The organism is Chitinophaga sp. W2I13 (assembly GCF_050434005.1).
In the GTDB taxonomy this organism is placed as follows: domain Bacteria; phylum Bacteroidota; class Bacteroidia; order Chitinophagales; family Chitinophagaceae; genus Chitinophaga.
The window spans coordinates 4,974,002-4,990,421 of sequence record NZ_JBNPWD010000001.1 but is presented as its reverse complement, the minus strand read 5'-3'; the positions used below and the strand labels follow the sequence as shown (position 1 = coordinate 4,990,421).

General features: G+C 48.4%; 14 protein-coding genes. 2 read left to right on the top strand and 12 right to left on the bottom strand.

All coding sequences use genetic code 11. The features are described 5' to 3' along the window. Window positions 1–9: 9 nt before the first annotated feature. Together QFZ48_RS20690 and QFZ48_RS20685 are read right to left on the bottom strand one after the other, a co-directional pair. The gene (locus QFZ48_RS20690) at window positions 10–2,436 is read right to left on the bottom strand and encodes a penicillin acylase family protein (RefSeq protein ID WP_429050188.1); all 2,427 of its coding nucleotides are present in this window, start codon (window positions 2,434–2,436) and stop codon (window positions 10–12) included. Between the two features lie 52 nt (window positions 2,437–2,488). Continuing rightward, window positions 2,489–3,604, bottom strand: coding sequence for an aminotransferase class I/II-fold pyridoxal phosphate-dependent enzyme (locus QFZ48_RS20685; RefSeq protein WP_429063406.1), 1,116 nt, complete (start codon window positions 3,602–3,604; stop codon window positions 2,489–2,491). A gap of 78 nt (window positions 3,605–3,682) precedes the next feature. On the opposite strand from QFZ48_RS20685, the gene QFZ48_RS20680 reads away from it, so the two are divergent. Continuing rightward, window positions 3,683–4,279 (top strand): tRNA-(ms[2]io[6]A)-hydroxylase, encoded by a 597-nt coding sequence (locus QFZ48_RS20680; RefSeq protein ID WP_429063405.1) that lies wholly within the window; start codon window positions 3,683–3,685, stop codon window positions 4,277–4,279. Window positions 4,280–4,496: 217 nt separating this feature from the next. Here QFZ48_RS20680 and QFZ48_RS20675 read toward each other — a convergent pair whose 3' ends face one another. Next, on the bottom strand, window positions 4,497–6,767 hold the full coding sequence (locus QFZ48_RS20675; RefSeq protein WP_429050191.1) for a patatin-like phospholipase family protein: 2,271 nt from the start codon (window positions 6,765–6,767) through the stop codon (window positions 4,497–4,499). Between the two features lie 161 nt (window positions 6,768–6,928). Here QFZ48_RS20675 and QFZ48_RS20670 point away from each other — a divergent pair, with 161 nt between their 5' ends. Beyond that, window positions 6,929–8,389: an MFS transporter gene (locus QFZ48_RS20670; RefSeq protein WP_429050192.1), complete on the top strand. Its 1,461-nt coding sequence runs from the start codon at window positions 6,929–6,931 to the stop codon at window positions 8,387–8,389. Between the two features lie 35 nt (window positions 8,390–8,424). Here QFZ48_RS20670 and QFZ48_RS20665 read toward each other — a convergent pair whose 3' ends face one another. From QFZ48_RS20665 to QFZ48_RS20625, 9 genes are all read right to left on the bottom strand, one after another. After that, window positions 8,425–9,396, bottom strand: a complete 972-nt coding sequence (locus QFZ48_RS20665) for a GSCFA domain-containing protein (protein WP_429050194.1) — start codon at window positions 9,394–9,396, stop codon at window positions 8,425–8,427. A 9-nt stretch (window positions 9,397–9,405) separates the two neighbouring features. Further along, on the bottom strand, window positions 9,406–10,257 hold the full coding sequence (locus tag QFZ48_RS20660; protein ID WP_429063404.1) for a hydroxymethylglutaryl-CoA lyase: 852 nt from the start codon (window positions 10,255–10,257) through the stop codon (window positions 9,406–9,408). A 37-nt stretch (window positions 10,258–10,294) separates the two neighbouring features. Continuing rightward, complete coding sequence (rlmB, locus tag QFZ48_RS20655; RefSeq protein ID WP_429063403.1) at window positions 10,295–11,116, bottom strand: 23S rRNA (guanosine(2251)-2'-O)-methyltransferase RlmB; 822 nt, start codon at window positions 11,114–11,116, stop codon at window positions 10,295–10,297. A 20-nt stretch (window positions 11,117–11,136) separates the two neighbouring features. Beyond that, complete coding sequence (locus QFZ48_RS20650) at window positions 11,137–11,703, bottom strand: NUDIX domain-containing protein (RefSeq protein WP_429050200.1); 567 nt, start codon at window positions 11,701–11,703, stop codon at window positions 11,137–11,139. Window positions 11,704–12,002: 299 nt separating this feature from the next. After that, window positions 12,003–12,443, bottom strand: coding sequence for a GNAT family N-acetyltransferase (locus QFZ48_RS20645; protein WP_370907779.1), 441 nt, complete (start codon window positions 12,441–12,443; stop codon window positions 12,003–12,005). A gap of 130 nt (window positions 12,444–12,573) precedes the next feature. Further along, window positions 12,574–13,494: an EamA family transporter gene (locus QFZ48_RS20640; protein WP_429050202.1), complete on the bottom strand. Its 921-nt coding sequence runs from the start codon at window positions 13,492–13,494 to the stop codon at window positions 12,574–12,576. Next, window positions 13,487–14,905: a pyridoxal phosphate-dependent decarboxylase family protein gene (locus QFZ48_RS20635; protein WP_429050204.1), complete on the bottom strand. Its 1,419-nt coding sequence runs from the start codon at window positions 14,903–14,905 to the stop codon at window positions 13,487–13,489. The genes QFZ48_RS20640 and QFZ48_RS20635 overlap by 8 nt, the downstream gene beginning before the upstream one ends. Before the next feature lie 111 nt (window positions 14,906–15,016). Beyond that, window positions 15,017–15,502: a methylated-DNA--[protein]-cysteine S-methyltransferase gene (locus QFZ48_RS20630; RefSeq protein ID WP_429050206.1), complete on the bottom strand. Its 486-nt coding sequence runs from the start codon at window positions 15,500–15,502 to the stop codon at window positions 15,017–15,019. Between the two features lie 9 nt (window positions 15,503–15,511). Next, a complete protein-coding gene (locus QFZ48_RS20625) occupies window positions 15,512–16,420 on the bottom strand; it encodes a DNA-3-methyladenine glycosylase family protein (protein WP_429063402.1) in 909 nt (302 codons plus the stop codon).

Genomic DNA, 16,420 nt, shown 5'->3' with positions numbered 1-16,420 from the left:
TTATTTTTATCACTTCCCTGTAAACACAAGCTTGTAGCGGATTACAGGATCATCTTTTTCCTCGGCACTGAAAATATGCAACATATAATATTTGCCCGATACCCAGTCATTTACACTATTATCATAAAACGGACTACCCGGATTTCCGCTTTGTCCGCCGGGGTAAATACCATATGCTTCTGTTTTGTCTGATAGCTGCACTACCATGCGCCAGGAAGGACCATGTGTTTGCTTCGTGGCATTCACAATATGCTGCCCACCGCCTGTATTCAGGTGTAAGGCGCTGAAAGCAGGAATGCCGCGGGAAAGGTGATTGATATCTGTACCACGCGCTTTTCCCAGCTCGAGCCTGCCCGCCTTATTCAACTCAGAAAGTTCAGTGACGGTTTGTGCAAATGCACCTTGCAACAGCTGGGATAACGTTTCTTTTTGTGGTGTATTGATGTTGTCGATAAAATGGAAAGCAGTGTCACGCAGCAGCAATTGCAATGTGGTGATAGACTGCGGATAGGTCAGGATGGTAGTATCTTTAGGATGCAGTTCATCCTGCCAGATGGTATCTTCAAGATGTGCCCATAGCGTATTGAAGATGTTGGCCGCTTTGCTGTCGGGCGTGGCCATAAAATCCCAGGAAGTTAAGAGCTGCCAGTAGGGCTGCTGTTGCGCAGTAAGTGAACTGGTATCGATATGTTTCCGGATCATAGGCATGGCTGCAGCGGCGAACAGGTTCTTATCATCATTTTGCAACTGCATCATATCCTGTGTGGTAATGGCGCTCATGGCTGATAACCTTTCATTGATACGCTTGCCACGGAAAAGGTCATATTCTCCATACAGGGCATATGGATAGGTGCTGTCGGTTGGACGTTGATTGGCAGAACTCACAAATCCTCTTTCCGGATTTTTTATATGCGGCAATTCCTCATGAGGAATAAATCCCTGCCAGGCATAGGTGCTGTCGCTGCCGGGCATGATCCATTTGCCCTGATCCTTCCACCGGAGTGGATACTGACCATTATGCCAGATGGCGATATCGCCGGCTTTATCGGCAAATACAAAGTTTTGCGCGGGACAGGTATACTTGTTCAGTGCATCCAGGTATTCGTCGTAATTACGGGCTTTATTGAGCTTGTTGAAAGTAGCCAGTTCATTAGACGGGTCCAGCGCTTTCCAGCGCATGGCCAGGAAGGTTTGCCCTGCTGTTTTATCCGGGAAAGTATTATCAAAGATAACCGGGCCAAATACCGTGTAGGCAACGGTATCGCGAACGGTGGCGCCGCCTCTCACCTTAATTTCTTCTATGCGCAGGTCTGCTTTACGATAGCTGCCATTGTACAGGTATTCGCTGCGGCCGTTACGGAACTGCATGCTGTAATAATCTTTCACATCTTCTTCTCCGTTGGTAACGCCCCAGGCGATGTGGTCGTTGAAACCGATGATCACGCCGGGTGCGCCGGGAAGGGAAGCGCCATACACATTCATGCCAGGTGTATGGATCTGTACTTCGTACCAGAGTGAAGGCAGCGACAGGCCAAGATGCGGGTCACTGCAAAGGATTGGCGCGCCGGAGCGGGTTTTGCTGCCGCCTACTGCCCAGTTGTTGCTGCCATTATCCGGATCTGGTTTGTCCGTTTTAAACTTCATGTACGCTGCTGCGGCGGCCAGCACACTGTCTGGCGGGGCGGCGGGTTTTATGGTGGCGGCCGGATAGGCGGTACCTTTCGGGATGATGGGGTCCGTAGCTTCGTGGAAATCAGGATACATCAGGTCAAAGTCCTGCAAAGAAAATAAACGGCGTGCATTGGTGAATTCAAGGTCATTGGCGAATCCCGCGAGGTCATGCGCCATATACTTCAGTAACAGGGCCGATTTGATGATATCCCATCTCTCAGGCTTATAATCCAGTATTTTATATTCTAAGGGGTAAGTGGCAGGCGTAAGGGTGGCAATAAAAGCATTCACACCGGCAGCATAAGAGGTTACGGCCACTTTGGTAGCCGGATCTGCCAGCATTTCCTTTACCGTTCCTTCCGCAGCGTATACCATCCCAAGGCGGCGTTGCTTCCGGTCGTACTGCACCAGTTTAGGACCCAGTATTTCCGATAAGCGGCCGGCAGCGGCGTAGGTCTGCAATTCCATCTGCCAGAGACGGTCCCGTGCTGTTACATATCCCTGCACATAATAAGCATCCTCTTCATTTTCGGCAAAAATATGCGGCACCATGCGGTCGTCATACCAAACCTCCGTTTTACCGGACAAGCCCGGTAATACCAGCTGTTCACGGGGAAATTCACCAATAGGTTCAGCATTCTGCCAGAAGCCCGTTTGCGGACTTAACAGCTTTCCCAGTGGGGGTATCTGTCCCAGTTTATGACTGAAAGCGTATGTAAGCGATAAGGTAATGGCTGCGGTGATAACTGCGGGGATGATTCTCATATTACATATCGGATGTAATATGTAAAATACACCAAATTTGATTCATAACCGCTTATGCCTGTAATACTTTTGTAAGATGGTCCACCTCTTCCGGCGTATTAAAACTATGCAATACAATGCGAAGGCGCTCCGCTCCCCTGGGAACCGTAGGATGCAGGATGGGCCGCACATCCAGTCCGGCCGACTGTAATCGCTCTGCAATGCCGCGGGTATGCTCATTACCGCGTGTCAGCACCGCCTGTATGGGTGTGGTGCCCGGCAGCAATTCCGCATTGACAATACCGGCGCGGAATTGCGCAATCAACTGCGACAGCTTTTCTCTTTCTGCCTGCATGTACGGAAATGCGGCATAACCCGCCTCTATGGCAGCCAGTGCAGCGGGTGGTAGGGATGTAGTATAGATAAAGGACCGGGAGAAGTTGATCAGGTAATCGCGTAATATCTCCGAACCCAGCACCACGGCGCCATGACAGCCAACTGCTTTTCCAAAAGTATGAATACGCGCAAAGCAGGCGGCCGTTAATCCGAGATGCTGCACCAGCCCTTCTCCTCTGTTGCCGATAATGCCGGTAGCATGCGCTTCATCCACTATCAGGTGGGCGTTGTATTGCCCGCAAATGGCTGCAATAGCAGCCAGGGGAGCCAAATCACCATCCATGGAATACACCGATTCTATCGCAACAAAAATATTTCCCGTGGCATGTTTCAGTTTCTTTTCCAGGTCAGCAACATCGTTGTGTACAAATGAAAACGACTGTGCCGCCGATAAACGCACACCATCACGGATAGACGCATGTATCAGCTGATCGTAAATGATGGTATCTCCCTTGCGGCCAAGACAGGAAAACACGCCCAGGTTGGCATCATATCCCGAGTTATAGATCAGACCTGCTGCTGCCCCATGAAAATCTGCCAGGTCGCGTTCCACAGAAACAATCCACTCATAATTACCCGCCAGCAGCCTTGATCCGGTGCTGCCATGCGCCGGGTGCCTTTCCTCCATCAACGTATGTATATACTCCCTTACTGTTGCATTCCTGGCCAGCCCGAGGTAATCATTGGAACAAAAATCCACGTTATCCCCCGGCAGGCTCAATTCGCGGAACGACTGCTGTTCCCTGCGCTCCTCCAGCAACTGCGCTAAAAAAGAAGTACTGTCTTTACTCATGATCTGTGTTTATCGATGCACAATTTAAACTTTGCCGTTATCTTCGCAAAAAAGCCGCAGGCTAACCGCTATTTTCATATGAGCAAAGTATCAATACTCGGACTAAAACTGCCTACCGATCCACGATGGGTGAATCTGGCCGCCATTTCATTACAGGACATTCTTACGGATCACGCCTATTGCGAACAAAAAGCGGCATCTTCCGCTATTTCGCTGATCCAGCGTAATCCCGAAAGAACAAAGATGGTGGAGGAACTGGCGCCCATTGTTACAGAAGAATGGGGACACTTCCGGCAGGTGCTTGCTGAAATGAAAAAACGCGGCCTCTCTTTAGGACGGCAACGGAAAGATGATTATGTAAATGCCCTGATGGATAACCGGGTGAAAGGTGGTCATGCAGACGACAGCTTCCTCGATGCCCTATTGATCTTTGCACTGATCGAAGCCCGCAGCTGTGAGCGTTTCCGCCTGCTGAGCGAGGGTCTGGAAGACGAATATATGCGCGAATTCTACCGCAAATTCATGATCTCCGAAGCAGGACACTACCGCCTCTTTATTGACCTGGCCAACGAATATTTCCCGGAAGAAAAAGTGCGCAACCGCTGGCAGGAGTGGCTGAAAATGGAAGCGGAAATACTGCAAAACATCGATGTCCGCGGCGACCGGATGCACTAGCGCGGATTTTGTCTTTCTCGCTGATTACGCTGATTATACTGATTTCTTTGATTTTTACTTTTGGATTTTTTTCTGACTTTCTTAAAAATTGATATAATTAAGGGAGATAAAAGCGAATATATTCACTTTTATCTCCCTTAATCCTTATAAAATCCAAAAGTAAAAATCAAAGAAATCAGTATAATCAGCGTAATCAGCGAGAAAGACAAAATCCGCATTAAAAATTAAACCCGAGGTTCACATAAAACTTCAGCCGGCCCGACTGGTCATTGTACATCACCGTAGCCTCTACAGGTCCCAAACGGCTGCTGTAGCCTCCGCCCAGGCCATAACCGGCGAGATATTGGTATTTTCCACCACCGGAAATTTCCCCGTCATATACGGCTGCGCCAACCCTTGGAATAGCAAAGATATTGCGCAGCACTTCGTATTGCCAGGCTACCTGCACCGCACTGACTTTTGACGTAATTACCTCTCCCTCGTATATCCCCACGAAAGGCACCTGGTTCCGGGTGATATTGGTCATACCGCCAACGACAAATGCATTAACCACCGATTCTTTATAATTAAGATTATACCCGATATTACCATCCAGCTCTATGGCCGATTTACGGCCCAACGGGATATAGTATTTCAGGTTCAGCGCCAGGCGCTGATAATCTTGGAAGCTTACACCAAGCGTATCATAGTCCTGTTCCACCCCTTGCGAGCTCACTTTAATGCCCGGATGCTGGTTATAGATATGTCCCGCTTCCAGGTCCAGCAACAATCCCCTGGTAGGATATATTTTCTGGTTGAGGGAATTGATACCGAAATTAATATAGGTATTCAGCTGGTTGGTACTGCCCCGCACCTCCATAAAATTGGACAGCTGCGGCTTGTATTTAATGTACTCCCAGCGTGTTCCTGCACCCACCGACATATTCCGGTTGAAGGTATACTGCATATCCACGTTCACGTTCGCATACTTGCTGCGATAAGGTTGTAGTTTATTAAAATCAATATCGTAAAAGGTAAGACCGTTGTTCTCGTAATAGGTGCTGAGCCCAAAACCGAAATTCCGGCTGCGGCCCAGGTATTTGAAATATTCCGCCTCCAGCCGGGGATTTTCACTGATCACCGCTGTCACAAACGACCGGGAGTTAGGCACAATGAAATTCCGCTGGGTTAAATTAATAATAGCATTGGCGCCGGTAAAAGTGTTATAGTTCAGCGCAAATTTCACGTAGGTAAGCGGATTTTCCTCTACCTGTATATCCATCCGGCTTTTGCCATATCCTTCCGGCACGAGGTTATACGTAATCAGTTTATAAAAGCGGGTGCCGTAAACATTCAGGATGGCATTTCGCAGCTGTGCCGGCGTATAACAGCCACCGGGCTTGAGATGCAGCCGTTGTAAAAAAAATTTCTGATCAGAGTGAACGAGGCCGTTCACCTGAACGCCGCTCAGTTCTATATCCGTGGCAAACGGGAGCCGGTCGGCTACAAAAGGAGGCTGGGGGTATAAAGCATTCAGTGAATCTGCGAGGTGTTTGAAAACAGGATACATCTCCCTTCCTTTCCTGCGGCCTGCTTCAATAATAGAGTCCACGCTGCCGAAGCTCGCGGCGGAATAGTTCTCCAGCTCCTTGTTCATCGGCACATAAATATCACATTGTTTAATGGCTTTGGTGAAATCGTCTGCATCTTTATAAAATCCCAGCTGGTAAAGGATATCAAAAGGAGTCACCAGTTGATCCGCTCTACGCAAACCACCGCTTACATTGGCGCCAATCACAATATCTGCGCCCATTTCCTTGGCGGTGATAACGGGGAAGTTACGGACTACCCCTCCATCCACCAGCTTACGGTCGCCGATTTTTACAGCCGTGAAAATAGAAGGAATGGCCATACTGGCACGCAAACAGGTCACTATTTCCCCGCTGTCGAGTGTTACAATATCACCAGTAGATACATCAGTAGCAATACATTTAAAAGGGATATTAAAGTCTTCAAAGTTCTTGATGTCCTTCACCGGCCAGCAGAGCTTTGCGAGTTCCAGCCACAGCGCTTCACCGGAAATTACGCCGGAAGCCAGCTTAGGCTTACCATATTCGAAAGGAATTTCAATGATGTATTTGTTGTACTCCCGTTTTTCTTCATAGGAAATATCAGTAAGAACGGGTTGATTGGAGAACAGGCTGTTCCAGTTCAGCTTACGGGCGGCCTCTTCTATTTTGTTCCCGGAATAACCCATCGCATACAACGATCCTACGATACTTCCCATACTGGTACCCGTTACAATATCAACCTTCAGCCCTGCGCTGTCTATTGCCTCCAGGATACCAATATGCGCCAGGCCACGGGCGCCGCCGCCGCTGAGCGTTAATCCTATTTTAGGTCTGTTACTGATCGTTTGCTGAGCCTTCACGGTATAGTGACACGTAATAAAAGCTAACAACAATAAACTGAGAACCCGGGTGATGTGAGCTTTTGATCCCTGCTTCATTGTAAATAATTGGCCCTTATTAAAGATAAGGCTTTATAAACATTCCCGGATGTTAAGCACAAGAGATTTTTAGTTGGACATTTGCTCTCATTGTAAATATTCATTATCTTATTCCCCGCAAAAAGCTCAGTACAAAAAGCTGGCGTTTACAATTAACACGTATGAAGAACTCGCTCCCCTCGCAAAACATCTGGCAGGTTATCATGGCCTCGTCGGCTGGTACGCTCATTGAATGGTACGACTTTTACATCTTTGGCAGCTTATCCGCCATCATTGCTGAAAAGTTTTTCCCGCCCAGTAATCCGCAGCTGGCCTACATCGCCACGCTGGCTACCTTCGCGGTGGGCTTTATTGTGCGTCCCTTTGGTGCCATTGTATTTGGCCGTCTCGGCGATATGGTAGGACGTAAATACACGTTCCTGCTCACGCTGCTCATCATGGGCGGCTCTACCTTCGCTATCGGCCTCATTCCCAGCTACCATACCATTGGTATACTGGCGCCCATACTGGTACTGATACTCCGCCTCGCGCAGGGCCTGGCCCTGGGTGGCGAATATGGCGGCGCCGCTACTTACGTGGCAGAGCATTCGCCCGACAACCGCCGCGGCTACTACACCAGCTTCATACAAACCACTGCCACACTGGGCCTGTTTGTATCGCTGGGCGTGATCCTGGTTACCCGTATGCTCATGACACCCGATGATTTCAACAACTACGGCTGGCGGATACCTTTCCTCCTGTCGGTGCTGCTGGTCATTATGTCCTATTACATACGGATACGCCTGCACGAATCCCCCCTGTTCGCCCAGATGAAGAAAGAAGGGAAAACCTCTTCCAACCCCATCAAGGAAAGCTTTGCCAATAAGGAAAACCTGAAACTGGTCATGATAGCGCTCTTTGGCGCCGCAATGGGTCAGGGCGTGGTTTGGTACACCGGACAGTTCTATGCGCTTTCCTTTCTCCAGAAAACCATGAACATAGAATTTGTGCAATCCAATATCATCATTGCCATTGCACTGCTCCTGGCTACACCGTTCTTTATTTACTTCGGCTCCCTGTCCGACCGCATCGGCCGTAAAAAGATCATGCTCACAGGCATGCTGCTGGCCGCTCTTGCCTACTATCCCATCTATAAAGCGATGGATAATATCGGCAATGTGCAGCTGAAACAGGAACAAACAGAGCTGTTCAGGATAGAAAGTAATTCTTCCAAAAGTGAATCCGGGGAACTGGTACTTAAAACCACCCGCGTGCATAGCTATACCGATGGCAGCATCCTGAAGGAAACAGCTGACAAAAAGGAACTGACCGTAAGCCGTATGAATATCATGTGGCTGGTGATCCTCATATTCATCCAGGTACTGTTTGTAACCATGGTATATGCGCCTATTGCGGCTTTCCTGGTGGAACTGTTCCCAACGCGCATCCGGTACACCTCTATGTCGCTGCCCTACCATATCGGTAACGGTGTTTTCGGCGGACTGTTACCCACCATTTCCACCATCCTGGTAACCAATACCGGCAACCACCTGGCAGGATTGATTTACCCGATCGGTATTGCCGTCATCTGTTTTGTAGTAGGTATTATTTATCTGAAAGATAAAAGAGGCATTCCGTTGTAAACGGGGTAAAGCGGAGGGACATTCCCTCCGCTTTACTATTGAAAACGCTGCAGCAGATCATCCAGCTTCAGTTGCGGATGAGCCGCCATCAGTTGCTGTACCTTTGCGGCGTAATGTGCCAGAAATTGGCGGTGCTGGGCACTTTCAGGGTTAAAAGGCCGGTGATTGGCCGCCCGGTTTATTTCGGCAATGCTATGCAGCAATTCCTGGCTGCCAGGACTGATACCCGCCTTCACCACCTGCTCCCAAACATAGTTAACCGCCAGTTCATTGGGATGCACCATATCTTCTTTATAAAAACGATAATCGCGCAAATCATCTATTACCAGCTCATATGCCGGGAAATAAAACAGCCGGTTAAACTTGTTCACCAGGTGATGAACCGCCTGTAGTAGTATGGCTTTGCTGAGATTATTTTCCACCACCCCATCACGGATGTAACGCACCGGGCTAACGGTGAAGAGTATATTAATTTTCTTATTGCGGAAAAACAGGCGATGCATTACATTATCCAGCGCGGTTACTATTTCATCTACCGTGAGCAGGCGTTTGTAGAAGTTTCCGGCCGGCACCTTATGACAGTTACCCACCAGGCGGTTATTTTCTTTCAAGATGTAAGCATGCGCAGACCCCAGCGTAATGATGAGCCAATCGGCGTTGTCAATAGCATGCGTGGCGGCCGCCTGCGTCCGGTGAATGTTTTCCAGCGTGGCTTCCGCCGTAAGGCCGGAGAAACGGCTGTGATGATCCCAGCTGTTCCACAGATCATTGTGCTGGAAAAGATCTCCGGCAGTATATACTTTCCCGTCGAGATAGGAAGTCAGGGCTTTTGTAATGCTAAGTGGATTATATAAAATGCCGTGAGGGTTTACCACGGTATTAAAGCGGTGTTCCTGCAGCTTTTCGCCTATTTCTTCCGCAAAACAGGACCCCATCAGCAATAGCTCATGATCGTACTGAATGGCTGAAGACAATGGCGCTACCGGAAAGCTTAAATGAAATTGCATGTAATACAGTTAATCTTTAAAAACAGCATCTGCCAGTCGCTGTGTGCCCCTCAATGCCGTCATATCCAGTGTGAGCGGCTCTTTCCGCTGATGACAGAAAGCGATGAGGTTCTCCGTTGCCAGGTTGCCTACCAGCTCATCTTTGGCCATAGGGCAACCGCCGATTCCTTTAATGGAGCTGTCGAACCGTTTGCAACCCTGCTCATAGGCGGCCAGCACCTTATCTTCCCAGTTGTGCGGCGCCGCGTGAAAATGTGCGCCGAATTCCACGTCGGAGTAGGCCGGTATGAGGTGTTTGAACAGACCGGTAATAGTAGCAGGATCTGCAACACCTACCGTATCTGCGAGGGATATAATGCCGATTTCCATCTTCACCATTTCTTCTACCCACTGTAATACAATTTCCGGGCTGTAAGGGTCTCCATAAGGATTACCAAAGCCCATAGAAATATAGATCACCAGCTCTTTCCTGTTCTTAATGCACAGCTCCTGCATGGAATGTACCTGCTCCAGGGATTCCGCAATGGTTTTATTGGTATTTCTTAGCTGGAAAGTTTCTGATATAGAGAAGGGAAAGCCCAGGTAATTGATTTCATCAAATACCACCGCTTCTTCTGCTCCCCGCAGGTTAGCCACAATGGCCAGCAGCTTACTTTTGGAACCAGACAGCTGCAGCCGGGGAATTACATCTTTCGTGTCAGCCATCTGTGGGATGGCTTTGGGAGATACAAAGCTGCCAAAATCGATGGTATCAAAACCTACTTTTAACAGGGAATTCAGGTACTGCACTTTTTCATCCGTACTGATCATTCTGTGCCAGCCCTGCATGGCATCACGAGGGCATTCAACTAGTTTTAGCATAGTAAACCATTTTCTTTGCGGGTTCCCGCGGGTCCGCTTAAATATTTACCGTTCTTTGTTTCAGTGCTTCATACAAAATGATGCCGGCCGCCACAGATACATTAAAAGATTCGAAGTTGCCAGCCATCGGAATACGGAACAATACATCGGAAGCCTTTATCAGCGCAGGATACACGCCTTTATCTTCCGAACCCATGATCACTGCCACCGGCTCCCTGAGATTGCAATCGTACAATTTTATTTCTGTTTCCATTTCACTGGCCATCACCTTGATACCATTGAGATGCAGGGTATCAATGGCTTTGTTCAGGCTGTTGACCCGGCAAACCGCGATACTTTCCAATGCACCGGCAGAAGATTTCACAGCTTCTTCGTTCAATGCGGCAATGCCTTTATCAGGAATAATGATGGCCTGTGCACCGCAACACACCGCACTGCGGGCAATAGCGCCTATATTACGCACATCTGTAATACCATCCAGTATGAGGAACAACGGGGTTTCTCCCTTTTCCGTAACATGCGAAATCACATCCTGCAGATCCAGGTAGGTAACGTTGCCGGCAATGGCTACCACTCCCTGGTGATTGGCCTGGGTAAGCCCGTTGAGCTTCTCCACCGGAACATAATTAATGGGAATATTGTTGGTTTGGGCCAGCTCCCTTATTTGAGGTATTATATCGCCGGTAGCGGTGCGCAGCATAAAGATGCGCTCAATCGACTTCCCCGTGCTCAGGGCTTCCAATAACGGCTGACGGCCAATAATCATAGTAGATTGCTTTGGCCGCTGCGTTGCATATTTTTTCGGGCCACGTTGCCCGTCTTTTCTTTCACCTTTGAAAGCGTTAAATTTCCTTTCCATTTGCTGCAAAGGTAACGGGTTTATTTGTTTAATAAGCCTTCATAGCCCATTAGCTTTACTTTTTGTATAGCCGCTACCGATAAGGAATCCGTGATTTCAAAGTTATTTACCATCTGGTAGGCTTCTTCAAAAGGCACTTTTTTAACGATCAGCTGCTCCGTTTCTTCCGGCTCAGCCACCCGCTGCTCCAGCCCCCGGGCCAGGAACACCACCCCTTCTTCATCAGAAACAGAATTGGAGAGCGCCATACGCGTAATCACTTCCCAATGAGATGCCACCAGGCCGGTTTCTTCCAGCAATTCCCTTTTGGCGGTGTCCAGCGCCGTTTCCTTTCCCAGCGGAGCACCTCCTTCGGGGATTTCCCAGCAAAACCGCTTTAACGGGAAACGGTATTGTCCGACGAGGTAAATATTCATCTCATCATCCAGCGCCACCACCCCTACAGCGAGGTTCTTAAAATGAACCACGCCATAAATGCCGGCGCCGCCGGCGGGGTTCAACCCCTCGTGATGCCAAATGCTGATCCAGTTATTGTCATATCTCATTTCCCTGGAGTGAATGGTCCAGGGGTTCTTGGTTGTATCCATCGCTTTGTGGTGCTGCGGGGAGATCGCCTTCGGCGATGCGGATTTTGTCTTGAGCGCTGATTATACTGATTTTTTTGATTTTGTTTTTTTTGATTTTTCTTCTGATTTCTCTTTTGATTTTTATACTTAATTAGGGAAGCAAGTATGTTAACGTACATTTTACTTTTTTACTAAGAAATATGTCAACAAGAAAATCAGAAGAAAAATCAAAAAAAACAAAATCAAAAAAATCAGTATAATCAGCGTAATCAGCGCTCAAGACAAAATCCGCATCGCCGAAGGCGATCTCCGCGCGTTTTTTAAAGTGCTTTATAATAGTAGTAGGAGTTCGTGTCTTTCCTGAACCCTTCTTTTTCGTAGAGTTTCTGCGCCCCGGTGTTGGCAATGTAAGTTTGCAGCATCAGCCACGCCGCGTTGGTGGACTTACCGTATTCCGCTGCTTTATCCAGCAAGGCTTTGCCGGCGCCCATGCCCCGGTGTTCTTCCAATACGTATAGGTCGTTGAGCAGCCAGCCTCTTTTCATGCCCAGGGAAGTGAAGATGGGATACAGCTGTGTGAAACCAATTATTTCGGCATCCAGCATCACCACAAATATTACACTGTCTTTTTGCGCAATCCTTTCAGTAATAAAACCAAGTGCCCCTTTAAAATCGGGCGCCTGATCATAATAACTGCGGTAGGCGTCAAACAGTACCGCCACTTCATTCGTATGTAACTCCGTTGCCTGAATAACATCCATAAAATAACAGATTTAAAAATCCATCTCAATTTAATTCATTTCCCATAACAAAAGAAAAGATGCTCCGTCCGGTAAACACCGGGGTGAGCATCTGTCTATTAACTTCTACCTTAAAAAATTATAGCTATTATTATTTTGCAGTCGCTGCAAGACTTTTCTTACTTTTATTCACCGCACTGTTTACCAGGTACACGCCGCCAATAGTGATCAGGGAACATACACCCGTTAACCAGGTAAGGCTTTCATGCAGGATGAGCCATCCCAGCAACACCGCTACCACGGGATTGATGTAAGCATAAATAGATACCTGTGCAGGCGGAAGATTATTCAACGCAAACACATAAGCAGAATACGAAAACACCGAACCTACCAGTACCAGGTACAACAGGCTTTCCCACAATTCAGTCGTAAAACTTTCTACTTCCACGTGCTGTCCCAGGAAAAAAGTTGCTACCAGCAACATAATGATTCCGCTGAAAAACATCTGGAATCCTGCGCCATACAGGTAATTCACGCCCAGCGACCACTTGGCAGTGAGTACAGATCCCAATGCCCAGAATATACAGGAAATGAAACCAATGATGATTCCGAACTGGAAATCCGGGTTCATAAGACTTGATAAATAATTATAGAAGATGCCCGCTACACCGCCAAAGCCCAGGATCATACCAATGATGAGCTGCAAACTAAGCCGGGTACGTTGTACCAGGAAATAACTGGCAATGGTGATCCAGATAGGAATGGTGGCCGCAATGATCGCTCCCAGTCCGCTGGGAATATACCTCAGCGCCCAGGTAAGTAAACCGTTACCACCGCATAACATGAGTGTACCAATGACAAATAATTTCGACAACACTATTTTTCCCGGTAACTTATATCCCTTCAGTAAAAAAAATCCGGTGATCAGGAATCCGGCTGCCGCCTGTCTTATGCCTGCCAGCATCACCCCGTGCATGTGTCTTACGCCCACGCTGGATGCCAGGTAAGTGGTTCCCCAGAAAATACTTACAATGGCAAGCGCGATGTAAGCATTTGTATTTGATTTACGCATAAGTATATTTATTCACTATTTTCTCCGCCAGTACTTTCATGGTGTCATAGGCCATCAATACATCTTTTCCGCTGGTACGCCAGTTCACCAATGCCGCGCGGATGGCCTGCCGGCCGGCATACGACGTGGCCGTCATACATACCACCCCGCTGTCGTTCAGCGCATCCAGGAATTCCTGTACCGCTTCTGCTTCTACTTCCGGCGCAACTTCCAGCGTGAAGCAAACCACGCAAAGCCTTACCGGCGACAACAACACAAAATTGGGGTCTGTCTCCAGCAGGCTGCCCAATTGTTTGGCCAGTGAAATATTATTTTCAACGATCCAGCGGTAGCCTTCCTTTCCGTAGGCCATCAAAGAAAACCAGGCCGGTAAAGCGCGCTGACGGCGCGAGTTTTCAGGAATATGATTAATGAAATTAAATTGGGTTGCCGGATCGCCTAAGTAAGCGGCGCCCGCGTTCTGAAACACAGCCGATTGCAACTGCGGGTGCCTGCAAAATATCATCGCGGCATCATATGGTACATTCAGCCATTTATGCGCGTCGATGGTGATACTGTCTGCCTCTTCCCATCCATTCAGCAGGTGTTTCCACTGATCGCTGCAGGCAGCGAATCCGCCGAAAGCGGCATCCACATGCAGCCAGAAGCCATATTCCTTTTTCAGTTGCACCAGTGCGGCGATATCATCAAAATCAACGGTATTCACGGTGCCTGCGTTGGCCACGTAAATAATAGGAGTTCCTTTATGTGCTTCGAGATATTCTTTCAGCGCCGCAATGTCTGCACTTTCACGACCAGGCAATGCGGGAACACGCACCAGGTGATTGCGTCCTATGCCGATCATGGAGATGGCTTTACCGATACTGGAATGTGGTACGGCAGATACTACTTTTAATCCGGGGAGCGCGGCTACGCCATCCGCGGCAATGTCTATCCCATGCTGCAATCCCACCCATTGCCGGCCGGTAGCCAGGCCGGTGAAGTTGGACATGGTAGCGCCGGAAACAAAGCATCCCAAAAATGCTTCCGGCAATCCGAATAATTCTTTCAGTAAAGCAATGGTTTCCGTTTCAATATAATAGGCAACTGAACTTTTGTCAGAAGAATTAAGATCCATCGCAGCGGCCAGCCAATCGCCCATCAGTGCGGCAGGCGTAACGCCGCCGGTTACAAAGCCCCAGTAGCGCGGCCCTGCGGCTGCGGTAATGCTGTTGCCATATTGTTGCCGGAAAGCTTCCAACGCAGCCGCCCCACCTAACCCTGTACCGGGAACGGATACACGGCTGTTGATGTCCACCTTTTTATCGGCTGCCAGTTTATCTATTGCGGATAAAAACCTGCTGCTGAAATCTTTGGTTAACTGCAATAACTGATCTGTATGTTTAAGGTCTTCCTGCAATTTCAATTCCATGATTACTCGTTGTTGATGAGAATTTTCGGGTGGTAATGCAGGAACAAAATTGCGATAAATTATTATCTGAAAACAGATCCAGTTTTAGAAATATCGACCATATCAGATTTATCAGAACAAACCGGTAAATAAATCAGTGCGCTCATGCTCCAGGAGCCAGCGTTTGCGCCAGAGGCCACCGGCATAACCCGTGAGTGTGCCATTGCTGCCAATTACACGGTGACAGGGCACAATGATGGCCAGTTTGTTTTTACCGTTGGTAGTGCCCACTGCGCGGATGCTTTTGGGATTATGTATCCTGCGGGCGAGTTGCTGGTAAGAAATGGTTTGTCCGAATGGAATAGCAATTAGTTGTTGCCACACCGTTTGTTGAAACGCGGTTCCTTCCTGGGCAATAGGCAGGTCAAAAACTTTACGGTCGCCCGCGAAATACTCATACAGCTGTTGCGCGCAATCCAGCAGTAGTGCGGGCGCCTGGGGAAAATCCACCGCGGGTTGATCTGTAAAAGAAACAGCAGTTATAACGTGTGCGGTACCACTGATCAGCAGCGGTCCAACGGGGGAGTCTATACGTAGATGATACAATCCGTCTTCCATGAAATTAATCTATTGGGGTAATAATGATCTCCACAAATAAAAAGTGGCATACGCTGCATGCTCCTTCCACGGTTTTGTATACTCCTGTAACGCTGGCATAGAAGGCTTGGCTTCCAAATTTAATCTATTTTTTATTGCATTCTGCAATCCAACATCTTCCAATAAAACAGATTGCGGAAAACGGCGGTACTTCATCAACGCATAGTTGGCCGACCAGTTACCGATTCCCTTCATCGCTACCAGGCTTTCACGCGCGGCTTCATAGCTCATGGTATCCAGCCTGGCCTCGCTGAGCGCGCCGCTGGCCATTTGCCTGGCGGTTTCCACAAGGTATAATGCTTTGCTACGCGAAAACTGCATGGGTGTAAGCTGGTCAGGAGTTAATGCAGCTATCACCTTTGGATGCGGGTATAAATAAAAATCGGTGTTGTCTACTACCACATGATAGCCAAACTGCCGGATAAACCGCTGCCGCAGCGTATAGGCGAAGGCGAGGTTTATCTGCTGACCTATTACCGGCCAGGTGATGGCTTCAAAAAGGTCGGGCATACCTATGAGGCGCAGGCCATTGTATTTTTCTGCGAGCCCTTTTAAGAGCGGGTCTGTTTGTGTATACTGGTAAAACGGTTGCAGATTGGCATCCAGGTGCCACCAATGCGTGATATACCTGATAATGGGCGCTTCTGCCACTGCTTCGCCGGCAGGCGCCAGTATGGTGGCTTCCAGGAAGTCTTTCTTTGAACCAGGCGCAATTTCCACTACTACAGGCTCCCCTTCCGACAACAGCATACGCCGCACCTTTCCCTGGTGTATATAATGCAAACATTCTTTATCCGATCTTCCCAGGAAACGCAGGCATTCTTCAAAGGAGAAATGCGCCGGGTCATTGATGGGGATCATTATTTTCTGCAAAGCCAT

Excerpts from the sequence above, each read along its gene's own strand:
- QFZ48_RS20670 (WP_429050192.1), top strand. The coding sequence starts at position 6,929 with ATGAAGAACTCGCTCCCCTCGCAAAACATCTGGCAGGTTATCATGGCC.
- QFZ48_RS20660 (WP_429063404.1), bottom strand. The coding sequence starts at position 10,257 with ATGCTAAAACTAGTTGAATGCCCTCGTGATGCCATGCAGGGCTGGCAC.
- QFZ48_RS20645 (WP_370907779.1), bottom strand. The coding sequence starts at position 12,443 with ATGGATGTTATTCAGGCAACGGAGTTACATACGAATGAAGTGGCGGTA.
- QFZ48_RS20650 (WP_429050200.1), bottom strand. The coding sequence starts at position 11,703 with ATGGATACAACCAAGAACCCCTGGACCATTCACTCCAGGGAAATGAGA.
- QFZ48_RS20665 (WP_429050194.1), bottom strand. The coding sequence starts at position 9,396 with ATGCAATTTCATTTAAGCTTTCCGGTAGCGCCATTGTCTTCAGCCATT.
- QFZ48_RS20680 (WP_429063405.1), top strand. The coding sequence starts at position 3,683 with ATGAGCAAAGTATCAATACTCGGACTAAAACTGCCTACCGATCCACGA.
- rlmB (WP_429063403.1), bottom strand. The coding sequence starts at position 11,116 with ATGGAAAGGAAATTTAACGCTTTCAAAGGTGAAAGAAAAGACGGGCAA.
- QFZ48_RS20640 (WP_429050202.1), bottom strand. The coding sequence starts at position 13,494 with ATGCGTAAATCAAATACAAATGCTTACATCGCGCTTGCCATTGTAAGT.
- QFZ48_RS20690 (WP_429050188.1), bottom strand. The coding sequence starts at position 2,436 with ATGAGAATCATCCCCGCAGTTATCACCGCAGCCATTACCTTATCGCTT.
- QFZ48_RS20685 (WP_429063406.1), bottom strand. The coding sequence starts at position 3,604 with ATGAGTAAAGACAGTACTTCTTTTTTAGCGCAGTTGCTGGAGGAGCGC.
- QFZ48_RS20675 (WP_429050191.1), bottom strand. The coding sequence starts at position 6,767 with ATGAAGCAGGGATCAAAAGCTCACATCACCCGGGTTCTCAGTTTATTG.
- QFZ48_RS20630 (WP_429050206.1), bottom strand. The coding sequence starts at position 15,502 with ATGGAAGACGGATTGTATCATCTACGTATAGACTCCCCCGTTGGACCG.
- QFZ48_RS20625 (WP_429063402.1), bottom strand. The coding sequence starts at position 16,420 with ATGGCTTTGCAGAAAATAATGATCCCCATCAATGACCCGGCGCATTTC.
- QFZ48_RS20635 (WP_429050204.1), bottom strand. The coding sequence starts at position 14,905 with ATGGAATTGAAATTGCAGGAAGACCTTAAACATACAGATCAGTTATTG.